Annotated in this window: 23 protein-coding genes; 10 read left to right on the top strand and 13 right to left on the bottom strand. The window is 53.7% G+C overall.

Features of this window, described 5'->3' with window-relative positions; translation table 11 throughout:
* Positions 1–48 precede the first annotated feature (48 nt).
* From araH to AFK62_RS11835, 5 genes are all read right to left on the bottom strand, one after another.
* On the bottom strand, positions 49–1029 hold the full coding sequence (gene araH, locus AFK62_RS11815) for an arabinose ABC transporter permease AraH (RefSeq protein WP_007678046.1): 981 nt from the start codon (positions 1027–1029) through the stop codon (positions 49–51).
* Positions 1030–1042: 13 nt separating this feature from the next.
* On the bottom strand, positions 1043–2557 hold the full coding sequence (gene araG / locus AFK62_RS11820) for an L-arabinose ABC transporter ATP-binding protein AraG (protein ID WP_007678048.1): 1515 nt from the start codon (positions 2555–2557) through the stop codon (positions 1043–1045).
* A gap of 63 nt (positions 2558–2620) precedes the next feature.
* Positions 2621–3610, bottom strand: coding sequence for an arabinose ABC transporter substrate-binding protein AraF (gene araF / locus AFK62_RS11825; protein WP_007678050.1), 990 nt, complete (start codon positions 3608–3610; stop codon positions 2621–2623).
* A 288-nt stretch (positions 3611–3898) separates the two neighbouring features.
* Entirely contained in the window at positions 3899–4405 is a 507-nt protein-coding gene (locus tag AFK62_RS11830; RefSeq protein ID WP_007678064.1) for a cupin domain-containing protein, read from the bottom strand.
* Positions 4406–4460: 55 nt separating this feature from the next.
* On the bottom strand, positions 4461–5018 hold the full coding sequence (locus tag AFK62_RS11835) for a DJ-1 family glyoxalase III (RefSeq protein WP_053531928.1): 558 nt from the start codon (positions 5016–5018) through the stop codon (positions 4461–4463).
* A 296-nt stretch (positions 5019–5314) separates the two neighbouring features.
* Between AFK62_RS11835 and AFK62_RS11840 the strand changes: the two genes are divergently transcribed.
* From AFK62_RS11840 to AFK62_RS11855, 4 genes are all read left to right on the top strand, one after another.
* Positions 5315–5815 (top strand): non-heme ferritin-like protein, encoded by a 501-nt coding sequence (locus tag AFK62_RS11840; RefSeq protein ID WP_032984746.1) that lies wholly within the window; start codon positions 5315–5317, stop codon positions 5813–5815.
* A gap of 224 nt (positions 5816–6039) precedes the next feature.
* A complete protein-coding gene (locus AFK62_RS11845; protein WP_053531929.1) occupies positions 6040–7383 on the top strand; it encodes an anaerobic C4-dicarboxylate transporter in 1344 nt (447 codons plus the stop codon).
* Between the two features lie 99 nt (positions 7384–7482).
* Positions 7483–8325, top strand: coding sequence for an AraC family transcriptional regulator (locus AFK62_RS11850; RefSeq protein ID WP_007678071.1), 843 nt, complete (start codon positions 7483–7485; stop codon positions 8323–8325).
* Between the two features lie 37 nt (positions 8326–8362).
* Positions 8363–8965, top strand: a complete 603-nt coding sequence (locus AFK62_RS11855) for a LysE family translocator (protein ID WP_007678075.1) — start codon at positions 8363–8365, stop codon at positions 8963–8965.
* A gap of 24 nt (positions 8966–8989) precedes the next feature.
* On the opposite strand, the gene AFK62_RS11860 is transcribed toward AFK62_RS11855, so the two are convergent.
* A complete protein-coding gene (locus AFK62_RS11860) occupies positions 8990–9238 on the bottom strand; it encodes a DUF2766 family protein (RefSeq protein ID WP_004387991.1) in 249 nt (82 codons plus the stop codon).
* Positions 9239–9423: 185 nt separating this feature from the next.
* Positions 9424–9507 (bottom strand): stress response protein AzuC, encoded by an 84-nt coding sequence (azuC, locus tag AFK62_RS22225; RefSeq protein ID WP_004136622.1) that lies wholly within the window; start codon positions 9505–9507, stop codon positions 9424–9426.
* Between the two features lie 206 nt (positions 9508–9713).
* Here azuC and AFK62_RS11865 point away from each other — a divergent pair, with 206 nt between their 5' ends.
* Positions 9714–11135: an MFS transporter gene (locus AFK62_RS11865; RefSeq protein ID WP_007678084.1), complete on the top strand. Its 1422-nt coding sequence runs from the start codon at positions 9714–9716 to the stop codon at positions 11133–11135.
* 40 nt (positions 11136–11175) lie between these two features.
* Here the strand turns inward: AFK62_RS11865 and AFK62_RS11870 are convergent, their stop codons facing one another.
* The gene (locus AFK62_RS11870) at positions 11176–11814 is read right to left on the bottom strand and encodes an RpiB/LacA/LacB family sugar-phosphate isomerase (protein ID WP_053531930.1); all 639 of its coding nucleotides are present in this window, start codon (positions 11812–11814) and stop codon (positions 11176–11178) included.
* Positions 11815–11951: 137 nt separating this feature from the next.
* Entirely contained in the window at positions 11952–13208 is a 1257-nt protein-coding gene (locus AFK62_RS11875; RefSeq protein WP_007678090.1) for a methyl-accepting chemotaxis protein, read from the bottom strand.
* A 279-nt stretch (positions 13209–13487) separates the two neighbouring features.
* Between AFK62_RS11875 and yecR the strand changes: the two genes are divergently transcribed.
* From yecR to tyrP, 3 genes are all read left to right on the top strand, one after another.
* Entirely contained in the window at positions 13488–13835 is a 348-nt protein-coding gene (gene yecR, locus AFK62_RS11880; RefSeq protein ID WP_007678093.1) for a YecR family lipoprotein, read from the top strand.
* A gap of 275 nt (positions 13836–14110) precedes the next feature.
* Positions 14111–14608, top strand: coding sequence for a non-heme ferritin (ftnA, locus tag AFK62_RS11885; protein ID WP_007678096.1), 498 nt, complete (start codon positions 14111–14113; stop codon positions 14606–14608).
* Positions 14609–14855: 247 nt separating this feature from the next.
* Positions 14856–16064, top strand: a complete 1209-nt coding sequence (tyrP, locus tag AFK62_RS11890) for a tyrosine transporter TyrP (protein ID WP_007678098.1) — start codon at positions 14856–14858, stop codon at positions 16062–16064.
* Positions 16065–16115: 51 nt separating this feature from the next.
* Here tyrP and AFK62_RS11895 read toward each other — a convergent pair whose 3' ends face one another.
* From AFK62_RS11895 to AFK62_RS11910, 4 genes are all read right to left on the bottom strand, one after another.
* Positions 16116–16532: a GNAT family N-acetyltransferase gene (locus tag AFK62_RS11895; RefSeq protein WP_007678100.1), complete on the bottom strand. Its 417-nt coding sequence runs from the start codon at positions 16530–16532 to the stop codon at positions 16116–16118.
* Positions 16533–17008: 476 nt separating this feature from the next.
* Complete coding sequence (locus AFK62_RS22860) at positions 17009–17359, bottom strand: DUF6404 family protein (protein ID WP_407641219.1); 351 nt, start codon at positions 17357–17359, stop codon at positions 17009–17011.
* Between the two features lie 23 nt (positions 17360–17382).
* Positions 17383–18075: a hypothetical protein gene (locus AFK62_RS22865; RefSeq protein ID WP_235509455.1), complete on the bottom strand. Its 693-nt coding sequence runs from the start codon at positions 18073–18075 to the stop codon at positions 17383–17385.
* Positions 18076–18288: 213 nt separating this feature from the next.
* Positions 18289–18807 (bottom strand): DUF421 domain-containing protein, encoded by a 519-nt coding sequence (locus tag AFK62_RS11910; protein ID WP_032984747.1) that lies wholly within the window; start codon positions 18805–18807, stop codon positions 18289–18291.
* Between the two features lie 400 nt (positions 18808–19207).
* On the opposite strand from AFK62_RS11910, the gene AFK62_RS11915 reads away from it, so the two are divergent.
* Positions 19208–20746 carry a methyl-accepting chemotaxis protein gene (locus AFK62_RS11915; RefSeq protein ID WP_032984743.1) on the top strand — a complete coding sequence of 513 codons (1539 nt, stop codon included), beginning with the start codon at positions 19208–19210 and terminating at the stop codon, positions 20744–20746.
* 673 nt (positions 20747–21419) lie between these two features.
* Positions 21420–21749 carry a hypothetical protein gene (locus AFK62_RS21310; protein WP_129232613.1) on the top strand — a complete coding sequence of 110 codons (330 nt, stop codon included), beginning with the start codon at positions 21420–21422 and terminating at the stop codon, positions 21747–21749.
* Positions 21750–22056 lie beyond the last annotated feature (307 nt).

Raw genomic sequence — 22056 nt, forward strand, 5'->3', positions numbered from 1 at the left:
AAGCACAGGCGGAAAGGTTTTGGGCAGGAATAAAGACAGGAAATAACGTTATGCGACGCGTTTAGCTTTCTGTTTGTAACGGTCGAAAATCACCGCGGCAAGCAGGATCAGGCCGCGTACGACATATTGCGCGAACGGGGAAATATTCAGTAAGTTCATGGCGTTTTCGACGGTCCCAAGGATAAGCACCCCCGCCACCACATACGAGATTTTTCCTATGCCGCCTTTCAGAGAAACGCCACCAAGCACGCACGCAGAGATAACGATAAGCTCATAGCCTATTGAGGTCATCGGCTGGCCGCTGGTCATACGCGAGGCGAGAATAATGCCCGCCGCCGCCGACACCAGGCCTGACAGCACAAAGATGATTATCTTGGTGCGAACCACCGGGACCCCGGCAAGACGCACCGCCTCTTCATTACCGCCAATCGCGAGCGTATTACGGCCAAACGTGGTTTTGTTGAGCAGGAAACCAAACACAATCAGGCAGGCGACCGTCAGCCAGATAGGCGCTGGCAGCCCGAGCCAGTTGGCATAACCGAGGGTAAAGAAGCTTTCGTCCTCGATACCAACCGCTTTACCGTCAGAGATGATGTACGCAAGGCCGCGCACAATCTGCATGGTGGCAAGCGTCGTAATCAGCGCGTTGATTTTCAGTTTCGCGATAACAAAACCGTTCACCAGACCGCTCGCCACGCCAAGCAGCAGGCCAGCCGCGACGCCGATCCACAGGCTTTCGGTCATGTTGATGACCACTGCGGTGGTAACCCCTGCGCAGGCAATAACCGACGCGACCGAGAGGTCAAAATCGCCGGAGGCGAGACAGAACAACATGCCGCAGGCCACCATCCCGGACATCGAGATTGCCAGCCCCAGGCCTTTCATGTTGATAAAGGTGGCGAAGTTCGGCACGAAGATAGCGCAGGCGAGGAACAACACAGCGAAGACAACCAGCATACCGTACTGATCCCAGATGCGACCCACGGAGAATGAGGACTTCGGCGCACCGGATGTGGTTAGTGATGACATAATTTCTCCTTACTTAAGCGACAGCCTGGCTGGTTTTGGGCATAGCGAGGCTGAGCGCCGTAGATTCGCTGGCCTCCTCGTGCAGTAATTCACCGGCGATTTCACCTTCACGCATAACAAGAATGCGGTCGGCCACGCCAAGCACTTCCGGCAGATCGCTTGAGGCGAACAGCACCGCCACCCCCTGCGCCGCCAGCGCGTAGATAACGTTATAGATTTCATGTTTCGCCCCGACATCAATCCCGCGGGTCGGCTCATCAAGCAGGATCACTTTCATCTCCTCCGACAGCCAGCGGCCGAGAATAGCCTTCTGCTGGTTGCCGCCCGAAAGATTCATAATCAGCTGCTCAGCGCCGGGGGTTTTGATATTCAGCGAGCGAATATGATGGCGGGCGTTATCCTGCTCCCAGCCGTTGTTGATAAGGCAACCGGCGCTGATGTGCTTGCGCCGCGCGCTGATGTTGATGTTGTCCTGCACGGAGTGTACCGGGATGATGCCGTCGGCTTTGCGATCTTCCGGACAGAGCATCATGCCCGCGCGGATAGCATCGCCCGGCGCGCGAATCGCGACTGGTTCGCCGTCGATCAGCACCTGACCGCTGGTGATGCGCGTGCCGCCAAACATGCCTTTCATTAATTCGCTGCGCCCGGCGCCCACCAGCCCGAACAGGCCGACGATTTCACCGCTTCTGACGCTAAGACTCACCGGCGCGCGCACGCCCGGCGCTTTAACGGCGTCAAGACGCAGACGTTCGGGGCCATATTCACGCGGCTGCCAGCCGTAGATATCACCCAGATCGCGCCCGACCATCGCCTGCACGAGGCTGTCGTGATTGACCTGCTGCATATCCGTGAAGGTGCGCACATAGCGACCATCTTTGAACACGGTAATGGCATCGCTTAAGGCAAAAATCTCCTCCATGCGGTGTGAGACGTACAGGATCACGCGCCCTTCTTTGCGCAACTCACGAATGACACGAAACAGATGCTCGATTTCACGCGCGGAGAGCGAACTGGTCGGCTCATCGAACGCAATGATTTTGGCGTTACGCGCCAGCGCTTTGGCAATTTCCACCATCTGCCACTGACCGATGGAGAGATATTTCAGCGGGGTCTGCGGATCGATATCGAGCCCGAGATGTTCCAGCTGGATTTTTGCCTCATAGTTGAGCAGCGAACGATTGACTATCCCGGCCTTGTGGGGGATCTGGCCCAAATAGATGTTTTCCGCGACGCTCATCTCCGGCACCAGATGCAGCTCCTGGTAGATGATGGCAACGCCCGCGTTCAGCGCCGCCGTTGTGTCGCTAAAGGTGACCTCTTCGCCTTTAATGGCGATCGAGCCGGTGGTCGGCGCATAGTTGCCGCTGAGAATTTTCAGCAGCGTCGATTTACCGGCGCCGTTTTCACCCATCAGCGCATGAACCTGGCCTGCGTGGCAGTCGAAGCTGATATCGGTAAGCGCCTTCACGCCGGGAAAGGTTTTCCCGATGCCGCGAAACGAGAGATAGGGGGAAGATGTCTGCATGAAACCTCCGGGCCACTCAAAAAGCGGGCGCGTAAACGCGCCCGAACCGCGATAAATCGCCCATTACTTGCCGCCAAGACCTTTTTTCGCCAGTTCCTCTTTAAAGTTGTCGCGGGTGATCAACACCACGTCGGTGACTTCGGTGAACTTCGGCGGCTCGGCGCCTTTGGTGACCCAGTTGTAGAGCATTTCGCTGGATTTATAGCCGTGTACGTCCGGGCTTGGCAGCAGGGAGCCGTAGAAGCCGGTGGCCTGCGCTTTGGAAAGCTCGCTAATCGCATCGACGCCGTTGATGCCAATGCCGATAACGTCAGCCGCTTTAAAGCCCTGCCCTTCTGTCGCGCGCACGCCGCCCAGCACGGTGTTGTCGTTCATGCCAACCACCAGCCAGTGTTTGACTTCCGGATGCTGAACAAGCATGGAGTTGGCGGCGTCGAACGCGCCGGGGATGTCATTAGATTTGGTCGGGACTTTATAGATCTGTTTTTCCGGGAAGCCCGCGGCTTTCAGCGCGTCCATGGAACCTGAAGTGCGGCGGCGCGCGGTGTCGAGCTCATCGGCGGTGATAGCCATTACGCCGGTCTCTTTGACATCCCAGCCGCGTTTTTGCATCTCTTTATAAAGCTCCTGGCCCTGACGCTCACCGATTTTGGTCGCCGCCATCATCACCAGCGGTACGGTTTCCATCGGCTTGCCTTTGGCCGTTACGAACTGGTCATCGACTGCAATGACTTTCATGTCGTAACCGCGCGCTTTCGCAACAATCGCCGAGCCGAGTTTCGGGTCTGGCGTACAGATAACAAACCCTTTCGCACCGCTCGCCGCGAGGCTGTCGATAGCGTTCAGGGTTTTTTCACCGTCCGGCACCGCGATTTTGATCACCTCAAAACCCAGGTCCTTACCGGCTTTATCAGCGAATTTCCATTCGGTCTGGAACCACGGTTCTTCAGGCTGTTTCACCAGAAAACCAAGCTTCATGGTTTCTGCGATAGCGGATTGTGACATAACGGCGGCGAGACCGATGGCTGCCAGCGCTTTAGTAAATTTGTGCATGGTTATCTCCAGCTTTAGCTTTCTTTTATGCAGGGTAAAAACCTGAAAGGTTCTTTTAATCGGACAGAAAACAACGTATTAGCCATTCCCTCCCGGAAGTGGCTAACGCTGGAGATAGTTTTAGCGGGAAATTAATTCTCCATAGGAGAGCGAAATCACATCATGGAATTACAGTGATTGCGTACATAAATACAGCATAATCGGGCATAAATCTGACCCGATATGTATGATGATTGAAAGCGGGCTTAGCAGATATCTCCATAAGCCCAGCCGGAGAATCCCTGAAGGCTACCAGTGCGTGACAAGACCGCTGTCGGTGCCGAAGAGTGGATCGCGCGTGGGCGTCGCCACACGGATAACATTCGCGCGTGTTTGCGCCAGTTGCGCAGGCTCATCGAGGAATTTATCGGGGGAATACCCGTCCGGGTAGGCACCAACGGCCATGAAGTCGGCGCTGGCATCGATTTGCTTATGCCCGACGCCCGCCGGGATCAGCACTGCGTCGCCCGTATGCAGCGTCACCACCGGGCCCTCTTCGCCGCCAAGCTGGATTTGCGCGTGGCCTTCATAGATGCCGAGCACTTCATGGGTATTGGAATGAAAGTGGGTATAGGTGAAGACCGGGTAACGCCAGCGCGCGGGCCAGTCATGCTCGCCGAAGCGTTGCTCAAACCAGACTGCCGCGTCGTCGGCCTCGCCAGGGAGCACCTGCCGGTAGAGCAGCACCGGCAGCGTATTATTAGGCACGCCGCCGCAAGACTCGCGCAGATAAAGCGTTTCACACGATAGGGTCATACTTTCCTCCTTGTTGCGAACGTCAGGTAAGTATAGCCCGTGCCGTAAGTCTGCTTTACCAGGGGTAATAGATGTGGTCGGCGTGATCGCGGGCGGCATCTTCATCGCCGGTTAAGCGCGCGGCAACAGTCAGCGCAAAATCAAAAACCCGCCCCAGCCCTTTCCCGCTGATAAGATTGCCATCTTCGACGACCGGCGCATCAACATATTCGCCGTCCGTGACCGTCTGCCACAGCTCACCCGAGCAGACATAGCGGCGGCCTTTCAGTAATCCATTAGCGGCGAGCACGCGGGCGGCTGCCGAGCAAATCGGGCAGATGAGCTTTTGGGCCTCATCATGACGCGCGACAAACGCGATGACCTGCGCATTCGCCGCCAGATTCACACTGCCCTGCGGGCCGCCCGGCAACACCACCGCATCGTAGAGCGTATCAGGACGCTCCGCGAGTCGCGCGTCGGCCACCATGGGGATCCCGTGGTAACTTTCCACGGCGCGTGTATCGGCACAGGCGAGTGTTTCGACCTCAATGTTCAGCCGTCGTAATATATCGATAGTGACAATGGCTTCTCCCTCTTCAAATCCGGGTGCCAGCAGCACCGCCGCTTTTTTCATTTTTCGCTCCTTTTGTCTGTAACGTTCTCACTGCATTAAGTACCTGCCGCATCGGGCCAAAACAATAATGAAACATTGTTTCATTATAAATTCAGCGCTGCGTCACGTTTCAGAAAAGAAACGCCGGGACTGGAAAAAAGCCTCATTTATACCAGGCTTAATACATCAGGGAACGATAAAGCACGCTTCTTTATTGCGGTTGATGAGTGGCGGCCAGCCGGGAAAGGGCAGGCCGGAAGCGCACTCTGTCGCGACCGACAACCGCTCCCTTTTCACCCACTCAAAAGGATATGAATATAGCTCCAATCGGCGTGGTACAAAAACTGAACGCACAAATGAATCAGGAATTTTACGCATCAAACCTGTGTCTGTATTACAGCGACTGGTGCGCGCAGCAAAGCCTGAACGGCAGCGCGACCGTGTTACGCCAGCAGGCGCAGCATAACGTGACCCAGATGATGCGGTTATTCGATTATCTGAAAGAAACGGGCGCAAACCCTGTGGTTAGCGGCCTTAAATCGGTGAAACCTGATTGCTCAAGCCTTGAGGCGATTTTCCGCCAGATGCAGGAAGAACTGACTGGCCGACATGCTGCGCTGGCGCGGCTGATGAGCGAGGCGCAGGCCGCCCGCGACGAGGCGACACTCGCCATGCTCGGCGATTTCGAGCAGGAGCTACGCCAGGATGAGGCGTTGCTGGACACCATCCTTCAGGAGCTTCATCACGCGCGCAAAGCAGGACTGGGCGCCGAAGAGGCCGACCAGCGTCTGCTGGGCATGATGGAACACGCGCTTTAATTTTCCTCCCCTTTATCCCTGATGCCCCGCGCCCTCACCTGAGGGCGCTTTCGTTTTGCCTGCGTATTACTTGCCCTGCTTCTTACCGGGTCCACTGCGTTAAATAAAAGTTAACAATGTATTGTTTTTGTTAGGTTTTTATAAAACTGATCTGGCTCGCAATGATTAACCGCACAATTTGTAATGCTTAAGCGATTCACCCAACTTTGTGTGGCAGGAGCCTTATGATCACCCTCGAATTTATTGTCATTATTTTGTGTCTGCTGGCTGGCACCCGCTTCGGCGGGATGGGGCTTGGCTTAATCAGCGGCATCGGACTGTTTCTTTTAACCTTTATCTTTGGGCTGGAACCGGGCAAGCCGCCGGTGGACGTGATGCTGACCATCCTTGCGGTAATAGGCTGCGCCGCGACGCTGCAAACCGCAGGCGGTCTTAACGTGATGATGCAGTTCGCCGAACGGCTGTTGCGGCGTCATCCGCAACACATCACGCTGCTCGCCCCGCTCACCACCTGGACGCTGACCTTTCTGTGCGGCACCGGGCATGTGGTGTACACCATGTTCCCTATCATCGCGGATATCGCACTTAAGAAAAATATTCGTCCGGAGCGCCCGATGGCCGTGGCCTCGGTTGCCTCGCAAATGGCGATTACGGCCTCGCCGGTGTCGGTGGCGGTGGTGTCGCTGGTCTCCATCCTTGGGGCACAGCATGGCGTCGGGGAGGCGTGGAGTATTCTTGAGATCCTCGCCGTGTCTGTTCCTGCTTCGCTCTTTGGCGTGTTGATTGCCGCGCTCTGGAGCCTGCGGCGCGGCAAAAATCTCGATGACGACGAGGCCTTCCAGGCGCGCATTCGCGACCCGAAACAGCGCGAATTTATTTACGGCGGCACTGATACGTTGATGAATCAGCGCTTTGATAAACACGCCTGGTGGTCCACCTGGATTTTCTTCGCGGCTATTTTGCTGGTGGTGCTGCTCGGCGCGCTGCCTGCTCTGCGTCCGGCATTTGAGGTCAAAGGTAAAATCGCACCGCTCTCTATGAATCTGGTTATCCAGATGATGATGCTGATTGCGGGCGCCGTAATGCTGGTCGTCTGCAAGGTGAATGCCGCGTCAATTTCCAGCGGTGCGGTGTTTAAGGCCGGGATGGTGGCGATTTTCTCGGTGTTCGGCGTGGCGTGGATGAGTGACACGTTTTTTCAGGCCCATCTCGAAGAGCTGAAAATGGCGCTGGAAGGCGTGGTGAAAAGCCATCCGTGGACGTATGCGCTGGTGCTGTTTTTGGTCTCCAAGCTGGTTAACAGCCAGGCGGCAGCGCTGACCGCCGTCGCGCCGATGGGGTTGATGCTGGGCGTCGAGCCAAAAATGCTGGTGGCGTTTTTCCCGGCCTCCTATGGGTATTTCGTGCTGCCCACCTACCCAAGCGATCTGGCGTGTATCGGTTTTGACCGCTCCGGCACCACCCGCATCGGCAAATTCATTTTAAACCACAGCTTTATCTTGCCAGGCCTGATTGGTGTAAGTTGCGCCTGCGCCGCCAGCTATCTGCTGGTGCAGTTATTCTTCTGACCGTCTTTCTGAACGGGCGGTCTGCGGGCCGCATGCACAAATCTTCCAGATTTTTGTTAAATATTCGTTATGCTAGGGTTTCCTTTCCCAGGAGACGCTATGGCAAAAGACTGGATTGAATTACGTCAGCATGCTGATACCGGCATCGAAACCATTCGCGCCCATTTTGAAGGCCACGCGTACGATCCGCACTGGCATGACAGTTATCTGGTGGGCATGACGCTCTCCGGCACTCAACAATTTCACTGTCGCCGGGAGCGTCACCAGAGCACGCCGGGCGCAGCGTTTTTACTCGAACCCGGGGAAACTCACGACGGCGATGCGCCGCTTGCTGGCGGTTTTACCTACCTGACGTTTTATCTGGATGCCGCATGGCTGCACCGCACCCTGGGCGGGCTGTACGCCGCGCTTCCGGACAGTTACGAGCTGCGCTTTGCACAGACGATTGCCCGCGATCCTGCACTGGCGCAGTCCATCGCTACGACGTTCACCACGCTGCATCAGGATGAGATGCGCATTGTGCAGCAGGGCGTGATGGATAATCTGCTGAGCCAGCTCACACGCCACTGCCAGTGGCGTAAACGGCTGCCGGGCGATATTCGCGACGCGGTTATGGCAGAGCGCGCCCGTGACTATCTCTATGCGCATATTGGCGACAATATCGGGCTTGCGGAGCTGGCACAGGTGCTCGGCACTGACCGCTTTACGCTCACGCGCACGTTCAAACACGCCTTTGGGATGGCGCCCCACGCCTGGCTGGTGCAACTGCGTCTTGCCAGAGCAAGAGCAATGCTCGCACGCGGCACCACGCCTGCTGACGTGGCGGCGGCGCTCGGTTTTGCCGATCAGAGTCATCTCGGGCGCTGGTTTCAGCGCGCCTACCGGCTCTCGCCCGCTCACTACCGCAGACTGTGCACGAATCTTCCAGACGCGGGCAGCTGAGTATTCAAAGATAGCGGCTCAGACAACGGGAGATCCTATGAGCCTGCTTTCACAACAACTGCCCTTTTTGTTTTTTGCCTTTGTGGCCTCGATTACGCCAGGCCCGACCAACATTCTTATCCTCACTAACAGCCAGCGCTATGGCACGCGCGCCACGCTGCCTGCGGTCGCGGGCGCCTGCTTTGCCTCGTGTGCCATTGTGCTGCTGTGCGGCGTCGGTCCTGGTGAGGCGTTGCGTCACGCGCCGTGGCTGTCGCGCCTGATGGCGCTTGCGGGCGCGCTCTGGCTGAGCGTGCTGAGCTGGCAACTGTTCTGGTCGCCCGCGGTCTCACTGGCAGGTGAGGCTACCCGGCCTTTTGGTGCCCGTGCCGCGGCGACGTTGCAGCTTATTAACCCTAAAACCTGGATGATGGCGATGGCAGTAGTAACCGTGTTTGCCCCGCGTCAGACAAACCCTATCGCTACCCTTCTCTTTCAGGCGGGCGGTTTTCTGGTGATTTCACTGTTGTGTCTTGCCGCCTGGGCGTGGCTTGGCAGCAGTGTGCATCGGGTCTTTAAAAGCCCGACAGCGCTGGTGCGTTTTCAGCGGCTGATGGCGCTCTGGCTTCTGGCCTGCGCCTGGATGGGATTTTTTAACTGAAAACGGCCCCGGAGGGCCGCTTTCTTAGTGCGCTTCGTTCTGCGGGGTGAAGCGCAACTCAATCAGCGCGACCGCTTTCTGGATAGCGCGCAGCGTCACCGGATCGGCGGAAGGATGGCCGGAGAAATCGATGCTCTTAAGCTGGCTTGCCATTTTGTCGCGCACTTCCACAGGCGCGATGACGTCGATAACGTCCAGGATCTGTTTGATAACCAACTGGCAGGCGACGACATCGGAAACCAGTTCATCTTCGGCAGTGAGGGATTGTGACATTGCGTTCTCCTTAGCATGAAGCCGCACATAGTAACGGCAAAGCCCGTCGAATGCGACATGGCGCGCAGCGGCTAAAAATAAACTGCCATTTCAGAAAAAAAGAACGGAAGTTTGAGAAGGCGCTAAAGAAGCGTATAACGTCAGATTCCGGCAAAAAAAAACCTGCCAGGCGGCAGGTTTTTTTATCAGAACATCCCGCCCGGCGGAACGTCTTTGAAGGTTTTGCAGTAGTTTTCAAACATGCTTTTGAGGATTTTGCGCAGTTTCATGGGTGCTCCGATATTGTTCATTATGGTTAGCAGGTTGCTGTAGGCCAATAATATGACTTGCGTCACAAAAATCAACCATTTTGTGATTAAAATCACGCCATTTAGTTAACAACTTTAAGCTGCATGTTAATAAAATGCTGATTTTTCCGACGCTTATCGCTTACATCTTTTGGTTAAAGTTTAAAAAAATTTTTTAGGGAGCAGGCATGGGGCAACACATGGCGAAGCCAGGCGCGGGAGGCGTGTCTCCCGCCGCGCTGCTGGTGGCAGGCGCCTTCTTTATGGAGTTTCTCGACGGTACGGTGATCGCCACCGCGCTACCCACCATGGCGCAGACGTTCGGCGTTGAGGCCGTTGCGCTGAATATCGGCATCAGCGCCTACCTGTTGACGCTCGCCGTGCTTATCCCGGCAAGCGGCTGGATTGCCGACCGCTTCGGCGCGCGCAAGGTGTTTACACTGGCGCTGGGGATTTTCACCGGTGCCTCGGTGCTGTGTGGGCTTGCCAACTCGCTGGAGATGTTTGTGCTGATGCGCGTCTTGCAGGGCGCAGGCGGCGCGTTGATGGTGCCAGTCGGGCGGCTTGCGGTGCTGCGCGTCACGCCGAAACATCAGCTGATTACCGCCATCGCCACGCTGACGTGGCCTGCGCTGGTTGCGCCGATCATCGGCCCGCCGCTTGGCGGATTTATCACAAGCTACGCCAACTGGCGCTGGATCTTCTTTATCAACCTGCCCGCCGGTCTGCTGGCGATGGCGCTCGCCTGGCGCCTCATTCCGGATAAGCACGACGATGACCGCCGCCCGTTTGATATGCCGGGATTTATCGCAACCGCACTGGCGATGGTGGCACTGGTGTGCGCGATGGAAATGCTGGCCGCGCGGGATGCCAACGGCTGGCTGGCGGGCGCGCTGCTGCTCGCGGGTGTCGGCGCGCTTATCTTTGCGCTGCGCCATTTTCGTCGTGCGCCATTTCCGATGATTCGTCTTAGCGCCATGTCGGTGCCGACCTTTCGCGTCACGATGTATGGCGGTTCGCTGTTTCGCGCCTCGATAAGCGCGGTGCCGTTTTTATTACCGCTGCTCTTTCAGGTGGGTTTCGGCATGGACGCGTTTCACTCCGGCCTGCTGGTGCTTGCGGTATTTGCCGGTAACCTGACCATCAAGCCCGCCACCACCCCGCTCATCCGCTGGCTTGGGTTTAAACCGCTATTGCTGATAAACGGCCTGCTTAATGTGCTGGCGCTCCTCGCCTGCGCCCTGCTGACGCCCGGGACGCCGGTGTGGCTTATTCTGCTGATTCTTTTTCTGGGCGGGGTGTTTCGCTCGATTCAGTTCACCGGCATTAGCACGCTGGCGTTTGCCGACGTGCCTTCCGACGAGATGAGTTACGCCAATACGCTCTTTAGTACCGCGACACAGCTTGCTGTCGGGCTTGGCGTGACGCTCGGCGCAATCGGCATTCGGCTTGGTGAGGTGATAAGCGACGCCTGGTTGCCTGGCGGGATTCCGGGCGTCAGCTTTCGGCTGGCATTCGTGATGATAGCGCTGATAAGTCTTGCGGGAATGGTTGATACGCTTAGGCTTGCCACCCACGCGGGCAGCAGCGTATCCGGCAAACAGGCATAAAAAAAGCCAGCCCGCAGGCTGGCTTTTTCAGAAGATGGGATTAACCCAGGATCTCGCGGACAAACCCTTCGATGGCTTTATCCTGGCAGTTGTCGAAGAAGCACTGCTGGAAACGCTCGCCGGACACTGCGGTTTTCACCAGCTCCGGGTCGATAGCGCGCAGCGTGTCGAGATAGTTCTCTTTCACTACGGCTGCTTTGACCTGGTTGAGAATACCGGCGTTGCGCACCTGCGGCTCTTTACGCTCCGGCGGGTACCCCTCGCCATTACGGCCGGTAAAGGCTTTTTCAAAGATAAAGCGTACGTTGAGCTCCGCGCCCCAGCCAAAGCCTTTCGCGAAAGGCAGCGCCAGCGCGTTACCGTTGTTGATTTGCGCGAACAGGAAGGCGTCCGCCGGATCGATGCAGTAACCGCACACCACACCCGGATGGATGTTCAGGGACATCAGCGCGCCCTGACCGGTGCCGCAGCCGGTGACCACAAAATCCACTGCTTTGGAATTCAGCAGGATGCTCGCCATAATCCCCAGGTGGATGTAGGTCAGATGATGATCGTTTTCATCGCTCATACCGACGTTGTACACCGGGAACGCTTTCTCATCCGCCACCGCTTTCAGCTCTTTATAGATGATAGCGTTTTTGGCCGCCTGACTGTTTTCCATCATCAGTGCAATTTTCATTGGGTTCTCTCCTGAAAAGGCTATGAATAGCAAACTGTGAACTAACCATACTATCCACCAAACGCACTTTCAAATTAAATGAAAAATTGTTTTAGAAAATAGAGTGGTGCTCACAGTTTTCTTTCATGCCCGGTTTATCAGAAGGTTTCCCAGTTGGTCTCCCCGACGGCGACCTTCGGCGACGCGGCGCTTGCAGGCGCAGGACGTACGAGCGCGGCCGTGGGCGCAGGCTTCGCACGAGTATTATGCCCCGCCAGACGGAACAGCCCGACGACTTCGGTCAGATGGCCGGCCTGACGCTCCAGATCGTTTGAGGCGAGTACCGACTGCTGCACCAGTTGCACGTTTTGCTGCGTAACGGCATCCATCTCTTTTACCGCAAGACCAATCTGGGTGATCCCATCGCTTTGCTCGCCAGAGGCGCTCGCGATTTCACCCATGATGTCATTGACCTGGCGTACGGCGCTCAGGATATCGTCCATCGCCTCGCCCGCTTTTTTCACCTGCCCGGAACCAGTCTGGATGTTGCTGACCGATTCGTTAAGCAGCGTTTCAATCTCTTTCGCTGCCTGCGCACTGCGGCTGGCAAGATTGCGAACTTCCCCCGCTACCACCGCAAAACCGCGGCCCTGCTCACCTGCGCGTGCCGCTTCTACGGCCGCGTTGAGCGCCAGGATGTTGGTCTGGAACGCAATGCTGTTAATGACTGTCGTGATATCGACAATTTTGCTGGAGCTGCTGGAGATGCGTGACATGGTGTCCATCACCTGCTTCACCGACTCCCCGCCCGTCTGTGCTGTACGCGTGGCGTTGCGGGCAAGCGTACTGGCGTGGCTTGCGTTTTCCGCATTGAGTTTCACCGTACTGCTGAGTTGCTCCATGCTGGAGCTGGTCTGTTCAAGCGCGGCGGCCTGCTCTTCGGAGCGGGTAGACAGTTCATTGTTAACGCCTGACACTTCGCCCGAATGGCTGCGAATGGTCTCGGCACTTGCCCGAATGGCGCTGACGGTTTTTTCCCAGTTATCCTGCATACGCTGGATATAGGGCACCATCAGTCCGATGCAGTTGCGGCCAAGATCCTGAAGTTGTACTTCCAGGTTGCCGTCTGCCAGCACATGCAGATGCTCGCGAATAATTTCAACGGGGCGCACCAGACAGAAATAGAGGTAGCGTTCCATCAGGATAGTGAGCGCAATGCTGCCCACCACAGAGGCGCTGAGCATAAACTGGGCGGTATCGACCCAGCCCGCCTGCTCGGGCGTCAGTTTAAGACTATTTTCCAGGTGATGTAGAAACCAGAGGGTCGCGCCAGAGACCCCCACCCAGGCGATAGTGGAAAACAACAAGACCCACACGACCATCGCGCGGATTTTGACATTACGGATAAAGTTCATAGTCGATTCCCGGTGTTAAGAAGCCGTCCCTGCGCGGATCATGACGGTATCTGTCCCGGTCCTCTCTGTACTTCTTTGTGTCACAGATGAAGACTTACCGTATCGTAGTTGTCGGCCTGCGCACGACAAACTTAAGCAATGAAACAATAAAGTTAAGTAAATGTTTAAAGTAACGTAACGTTACCTTCCTGCTAAGGCGCGTAAAACAGGGTGAACCGGCGGCTTTTCAGGCGATTGCAAAAGGCATGACCGTGGCATGATGCTAATAAGGCAAACTTTGTGAGAAAACCGATGCGCAAGGTCATTTTAATTACCGCGCTGCTCGCGCTGGGCGGTTGCACCATTACCAAAACGCCACAGATTGTTGGCGGCAGTAAAGTTACCGGCACCGTCAGGCTTGGGATCAGCGAACAGCCCCTGCAACATGCGAAGGTGGATAACTATGTGGCGCAGTCGATGGCGAACCGCCAGTGCCAGGACTGGGGATATGCTGTGGCCGAGGCCTATGGCGCGCCGGTGAAAACCTGTTCCGTCATTACCGGCACGCAGTGCCTAAACGACTCCATCGTGCTGGAGTATCAGTGCCGCGGTTACACCATTAATAACCACGCCGCAAGCGGCTGGTAATGGCGCTTTACAGCCACTGCCGTCGCGCAGTGGCTTTTTCTTTTCGGCGCTCCCGAAGATTTTCCCGCGGCTTTACGTAAATTCTCACCGCTAATATTTACCTGATTTTTATTTCGCGTCTTCCCGCCCTCAATAATAATTCTCATTTCATTAATAAATGATTTTAATTCCTGTTTGCATTATTAACGCCGGATATTTTTTATTTTATGTTTTGCAAACAGTTTAATAACAAATTATAGTGCAGCGATAATTACCCCCCCTATTGCGGAGCGACTATGCTGAAGCCAGATATGATTGAAAAACTTAATGAGCAGATGAATCTTGAACTCTATTCTTCTCTGCTTTATCAGCAGATGAGCGCCTGGTGCAGCTACCATAGCTTTGAAGGGGCGGCGGCCTTTTTAAGCCGTCATGCGCAGGAAGAGATGACGCATATGCAGCGTCTTTTCAACTATCTGACCGATACTGGCAGTTTCCCGCGCATTAATGCGGTGCCGTCACCGTTTGCTGACTACGCCTCGCTGGATGCACTTTTCCAGGCAACCTACGAACATGAACAGCTCATTACCCGCCAGATTAATGCACTGGCGCATGTGGCGATGACAACTCAGGATTATCCAACGTTTAATTTCCTGCAATGGTACGTTGCAGAACAACACGAAGAAGAGAAACTGTTTAAATCGGTACTGGATAAACTGAGCCTGGCAGGTAAAAGCGGTGAAGGCCTTTACTTTATCGATAAAGAACTGGCGACCCTCGACGCGCAGGCCTGATATTTCCACGGTAATGGTGCTCGCCATTACCGGTTTTACTTTCCCTTCAGTTTATTCTGCCCCTTCTTTTATCTTCGTTGTTAACGTGATTTAGCGCCTCTCCTTTCCGGGAAAGGCACCCTGCTGCCTGCCAGAAACCCGTAAAGATAAAATTACAGCTTTCGTAACGCCAGTTTGACGAAAAGGTCAGAATTCTTTACCCTGCGCAGCATTCTTTTCTGGCAATCGTTTCAGGACAGCACACCGCGTGAAGAACCGCACTCTTGGCAGTATTTTTATCGTCGCCGGTACAACGATCGGCGCAGGAATGCTCGCTATGCCGCTGGCGGCGGCTGGCGTCGGCTTTGGCGTGACGGCGCTCCTGCTCTTTTTATTGTGGGCGTTGATGTGTTATACCGCGCTCCTGCTGGTCGAGGTCTACCAGCACCACGCGGCTTCTACAGGGCTTGGAACACTGGCGCTGCATTATCTGGGCAAACCGGGGCAGTGGCTTGCGGGCTTCAGCATGTTGTTTTTAATGTATGCGCTTACGGCGGCTTATATCAGCGGCGCAGGCGAGTTGCTGGCATCAAGCCTTAGCCAGTGGACGGGGCTGCACCTGACGCCTGCGGCCGGCGTGCTGGCCTTTACCCTCGTGGGCGGGCTTATCGTCAGTATTGGCACGCACAGTGTGGATCTCGTCAACCGGCTGCTGTTTACGGCGAAAATCGTCTTTCTGGTTGTGATGCTGGTGATGATGATGCCGCACATTCATCAGGCGAATCTGCTGACAATGCCGCTGGAGCAAGGGCTGGCGCTTTCTGCCCTGCCGGTCATGTTTACTTCTTTTGGGTTTCACGGCAGCGTACCGAGCGTGGTGAGCTATATGAAAGGCGACGTGCGTAAGCTGAGGGTTATCTTTATCACCGGCAGCGCGATACCGCTGGTCGCGTATCTCTTCTGGCAACTGGCAACACTTGGAACCATTCCCTCCACGACCTTTATCGGCTTGCTCGCGACCCATGCCGGATTGAATGGTTTATTACAGGCCGTACGCGATGTCGTTGCCTTGCCGCATGTCGAACTGGCGGTGCACCTCTTTGCGGATTTGGCGCTGGCCACCTCATTTCTCGGCGTGTCCCTTGGGCTGTTCGACTATCTGGCGGATATGTTTAAACGCCGTCGGACGCTCGCCGGCCGTGCGCAGAGCGGGCTGCTGACCTTTATTCCACCGCTGGCGTTTGCGCTCTTTTATCCGCAGGGGTTCGTGATGGCGCTCGGCTATGCTGGCGTGGCGCTGGCCGTGCTGGCGCTGCTGCTGCCCTCCCTGCTCGTCTGGCAGAGCCGCAAACATCATTCAGCGGGCTGGCGGGTTGCGGGCGGAAAGGTGATGCTGGCTGTCGTCTTCCTTTGTGGTCTGAGTATTGTGGCGATTCAGTTTCTGATTAGCGCAGGCGTGCTGCGCGAAGTGGGCTGATTAACGCGCGCGTCCGGTAGAGCAATCCGGACGCGCTTTTCAATATGCATCTTAAAGACTCAACGGCTTGCCGAGATAAAAGCGAGTATGGTTGTTGAGATAATCCGGCGCCACGCCGTAAACCTCATAACCCTGCTTGCGGTAAAATTCGGGTGCCTGAAAGCTAAACGTGTCGACGAATACGCGTTTACAGCCGCGCTTACGCCCCTCATCTTCCGCCATGGCGATGAGCGTAGCGCCCGTCCCCTGCCCCCGCAGCGTTTCATCCACCCACAAGAAATCGATATGCAGGCAGCCCCAGACGCTGCGCCCGGTAAGGCCGCCCACCAGATTTCCCTGCGCATCGTTTACGCGGATAATCACCTCTTGCGCATTCATCGGCATATGGTCTGCGTTATACACATTGACCTGTTTTTTAATTTGCGCTTTCAGCGCCTCGTCGGCTTGATCAGTAAGCAGGTATTCCATCGTCTTCTCCTTGTCTGTTTAAAAAACCATAACGATTTAAGCCAGTGCGCGTAAGCGCTGAAATCTGGCAGGGCACTGGCGAACACGATACGAATGCGATGCGCGAGGCTCAGACGTGGCTTTTGATGACAATAATTGCGATAAAAAAAGCCAGTCCTCATGGACTGGCTTAGCGTGTGACCGGTTGGGCCTTACCTGGCCCTTATTCCGCAATGTACGATTTTCCCCCGAGCGAGTCAGGTGCAGAATGGCTCAACCTGGGGCTGCACTGACCAGGAAAACTCATTGCAGCTAATGGGCAGCACCATGATGGGGTGCGAATTAAAGGTAGCAGCTCACCGCAAATGCGAATACATGATATATAGACCAGTCAGAGTTTATTGCCTGAATGTGACTATGATCATGAGAATGACTTAAGGGAAATGACAGTAACCGGGCGTGAGAGACCCGCATAGGCTTGCGACATACACAGGCGACTACAGATCTTTCCAGTCTGGCAGGTTATGCACGCGTTTACGCCATCGATGAAACGCGGCTGACGCTACGCCCGAGAAAACCCCATACATAAGACTCCGTACAAACGCCTCGGACGGTTGTACGCCATGAGATCTCCAGTCGCAAAACCACATAAATATTCCCCATATAATACCGAAATCAAGCCCCATTATGATGATAACTTGCCACACGGGAGCGAAAGGCAAAGGCGGTATATTAATCCCTAATTTCCATAATCCATGTACCAGGGGTGGAACATAATTACTTAGCCACAGATTTTTACTTTTCATCAAAGCAAGCGCGTGTGCTTTTTTCCGCTCGAAACTCATCATTCTTTCCTTTTATTCCGCACATATCAGGGACGCATCAGGGGTTCTATTCCGATCCACTTTAATGTTGGCTGATAACATAACTTAAATGGTGGGATTGTTATTTTTTGTCCTTCCACTTCAAGTACGCCAGCGTGGATTGTCCATGCTACGTTCGCATCTTTGTTATAAATATTGAAAACGACGTACGCCGAACCGTAATCATCATTGTTAGTGATCCGCGGTACATTACGATGCACTTCATCACTGTTGATGTCATAAGGAGAAGGCCTGGCGTATGCCATGTTATCTTCCGGAAAATCATAGGGGAATGTTGTTGTCCCAAGAAAAATCTCAGGTCGCGCCTGAAGGCGTTTACCGTCGCCCAGATCGATATAAGCCTTACGGGTATCCAGCATGACAGGGACAGGCGGCGTCCCTTTACTTCCCGTACGGGACGGACGTTGCCGGCCTTTATTATAAGCAATCAGCTGCACATAAAATTCAGGCCGTGCTTCTGGGCCTTGCACAAAAGGGATAGTAAAGTTGCCTTGTTTCTCCGGCATATAATTGCCGGGAATAGCGTGATCGTAGAGATAGGTTTCCAGGATAATATCTTGCTTCCCGTTCGGGCTGTCGACATTAAACTCATATTGACGTTTACAGAGATCAATATAGCCCGGTCTTTCTCTTGGATAAGGAATACATCCCACAAGAAGCGTAACGGAAAGCGTGGCCATTACGCCCCATTTAACGTGATGTAGCCGTGACATACTGAAATCCTATAAAAAATTCCCTGAACGTAGCTTATTTGACGTAAGCGTATGTCTTCAAGCTACCAACTTTGAGGCTCTGTTCTGCGCGGCGCCTTTCCCTGCGCCTTCGAATTGCAGCGATGCGCGGACACTCTTTCGAGGCCCGCTGAGCTGCCCAATAGACGGCTGAGGCAGGCGTTAATCACTACGGTCAGGCAGGTTGACGCCAGAAAGCGCAGAAGCACGCTTTGAGCCAGACCTGACAATACTGAAACTCCCGTCAGTTTCCAGCACCACGGCATCGACCTCTTCCAGTTGAGCGATTCCCCCCGCCCGAACCGCCGCGCGAATTTCATCCTGAGTCACACGTGATGCGCGCATTGCCTGTTGAAGAAAATGCCCCTGATAAAACAATAAAGCGGGTTCCCCGGTGACCAGTTTGCGAAACCAGCTCACCCTGACGCTTGTCCAGGTCACCGTATATTGAAGCGCTATCAATAGCGTGAACGCGAGCGTCCCCTGAGCAAGGGATACATTACGGTTAAGCAGAACCGTTGCATATGTCGATCCCAGCGCGACGGTGATAACCAGATCAAAGGCATTCATTTTGGAGAGTGTCCGGCGGCCAGACAAACGGAGCAAAATGATGAGATTAATGTAAGCGAGTACGCCAATGATGAGCGTGCGAGCCAGGGCAGAACCGCTATCGAAGAACATCTCTGTCACTAAATCTCTCCTCTTTTATATCGGTGGATATTGATATCCGGCCTCAGGCACACGTTGCCTGTCTTCCAGCCAGCTGCCGCGTTTAAAAACCAAGGGTAAGTCACAAAATCAGTATTGTCAGAAAATCTGTCTTTTTTGTGGCATCCACATGGGTTTTGCATTTAACCTGTTGATATATCAATTCCATATCACTGCCGCTTTGCTATTTTCACCTTCCCGCGAGCCCCTCAAGAAATATATTCCTTAGTCATTCCCGCCTGCCAGTCAGGCTTACTTATTGATTTGTTTATTAATATACAAAAAATAGAAACATTTTTCTGGCGACATAAAGATTTAGCTTTGGGCGTCGATAAAAGAGGAAGATTCATTTTCGCCACACCAGGGATTTCTCATGACCATTTTAAAGAAACTATCGATTATCTTCGGCTTTACGCTCGTTGCGCTACTAATGCTTGGAATATTAAGCATAAATTCTCTGTATCATGCGCAAGATCGCTTTGATTATGTCGCAACTAACTCACTGCCGAGCATCCATAAAATCGGCGAAATATCTCAAAATCGTGAGGAAGCGAGACGGCAAATACTGATGGGCCTGCTCGCAACGAACAAAACCGCGTTTGAAAAGCATATGACTAATGCTCGCGACTTTTTAAGCAAGGCGCAGGAGGGATTAAATTATTATAAATCCCATCTGACATCAGATGAGAAAGATACGCAGGCAATAAATTCCACGCTTCAAAGTTTCAACGTCTATCTGGAGAAAGTTAATAAGACCGTTGATATTTATAATACGCAGGGTGTTGATGCTGCCAGGATCATGGTTGCCGATGGGGGAGAAACAGCTACAGCCTCGGTGGCCTTGAGCGATAGCATTAAAAAAATGCTTGCTTATAACTATGAAATTGCAACCAATTTTGCCCAGGAGAATAACAAACAGTACCTGAGTACTTTTTGGCTGCTGATTGGCATAATTTGTACCGCGGTGGTGATTACCGCACTGTCGTCTTACAGCATTCTTAATTACCTGAAAAACGGCCTGAATACTTTGCAAGGCAGCATGAAACATATCGGTGAACATCTGGATTTAACGCAGCGTGTTGATCTTGATAAAAAAGATGAACTGGGGTCAACGGCTACGAGCTTTAATCACCTGCTGTCTAAACTACACGAAGTCCTGTCCGGCGTTAAAGCGGCCAGCGCAGAAGTGGATACCGCGGCCAGTGAAATTGCGCTAAGTAATGATGACCTCTCATCACGTACAGAATCCCATGCCTCTTCTCTGGAAGAGACTGCGGCAAGCATGAATGAGTTGTCTGCGACAGTGAAACAGAACCTGGATAATGCGAAAGAAGCTAATCACTTCATTAGTCAGGTTCAGTCAATCGTACACGACGGTAACCGTGAGCTCAGCACACTGCAAAACTCCATTAATGACATATCGGCCTCGTCTAATAAGATTGCCGAAATAACCAATATTATTGATGGCATCGCATTTCAAACCAATATACTCGCCCTTAACGCTGCCGTTGAAGCTGCACGCGCAGGCGAACAAGGCAAAGGCTTTGCGGTTGTAGCAGGCGAAGTGCGTTCTTTATCACAGCGCTCGTCCGTTGCCGCAAGAGATATCAGAACGCTTATTGAAGAAGCCATCCAGAACGTTGAAAAAGGCGTTGTGTCCGCCGCCAATGTCACATCACGTATGGATCAGGCCCTGCATGTGGTTGATGAAACGACCCAACTGATTAATCAGGTGAATAATTCATCAAAAGAACAAAGCTACGGCATTGAGCAGGTGAATATCGCGGTAAATAACATGGAAGGTAACCTGCAGCAAAACGCCTCGATGGTAGAGCAAATGGCCTCTGCAGCAAATTCTCTTAGCCAGCAGGCGGCAAAACTCCTGAGTGGGGTAAGCTCGTTTAAGCTTTAAGTAAATCGACTTCAAAGGGCCAGAAATGTCGCATCAGTCATGCGCGTTGCTGGCCCTCTCACGTCGGCACAACAGGTTATTACAAACGGATAGCACGCCCGACGATCATAAATCAGCTTTTCCGGTGCCAGGCCTCTCGCTATTCCTGCCAGGCGCATGTACTTTCCGGCTGTGTAGGGCTTTATCTCATCAGGCAGCCCGTGCCTGCAGTGAAAAAAGAAAGATTGGTCAGGCTCCAGAGAGCGCCGCCTGTTTTAATCAGAACAGGTTTTAATGAGAGAAGTCGTCCATCGCTTATGCTGCTAAAGGCACTCCCCCTGCTTCGGCAAAAATTCACCTCCTGAATGAGCGAAATCCCTGCCAGAACGCGCCGATAACGTCTTATATTTTGCGTGTGCAAAAGCCAACGATGACCTGTAACGCTTTTAAAGTGCTCTTTTTTTGCGCTATCGGTGTTGTTTGGCCGAAATTTTGACATTGATTCCCTTGCCAGCACTGATACAGCCAGTAGTCTGTCTTATTAGGCTTTTGGGCGAGAGCGGTGATATGGCTTACGTGATTAACGATACCGCAGCATTGTGGTACCAATGCCCCTATTTACGTAATAGTGATGTTGGTACTTCGCCGCTTTTTGAAATCATCAAATTCGAACGAATAACAGAGGAAGTGTCAGGTGAAGAACCTACATGTTGTTACGCTCATGGCTGGCGTAATCATGCTTTCGGGATGTTCCGCTTTTCAGAAGCATCATGGTATTAACTGGGGCGATGGCCCATGCCCTGCTCCTGCTAAAGATGAACGTGGTAGCAACGGTGCACTGAAAATTGAAGATGGTCGGACGCTGAAATGCCAGGTAAGACCTTTCGTTAGTAATATGGCTTGTCAGGGCATCACTGACAAAACGAATGCTGATGGTGTGGTTTGTCAGAATGGTCTCGGCGAAACCGCCTTTTTCCTGTTTGATGATAAAGGTGTGCTGGAAAAGCACAGGTTTATTAAATGATTTGCCACCCATAAACCGTCGACCCGCTGTCGTAATGGCCAGTTAACACACGGTTTTGTTATGTAGTGCTGCAGGCCAGTAATCATGCCCGCGCTAGTTTAGATTGTTTCCAGGGATGAAATAATCCCGTTCAGCGACGGCAGTAAGTCGGGAGCGGGCAGTTTCACCTTGGAGGTACACATCCAGATATGGAGCTTATACGGCACAATGGTGTGTTCGCCGCTGATGACGGTTCAGCCCGCCATGATAGGGCGCGAGGGTGCATCTTATTAACTGACTGCGCAACTGAGGCTGGTTACTGGAACTC

Origin of the sequence: Cronobacter condimenti 1330, from assembly GCF_001277255.1 — a bacterium.
GTDB lineage: Bacteria > Pseudomonadota > Gammaproteobacteria > Enterobacterales > Enterobacteriaceae > Cronobacter > Cronobacter condimenti.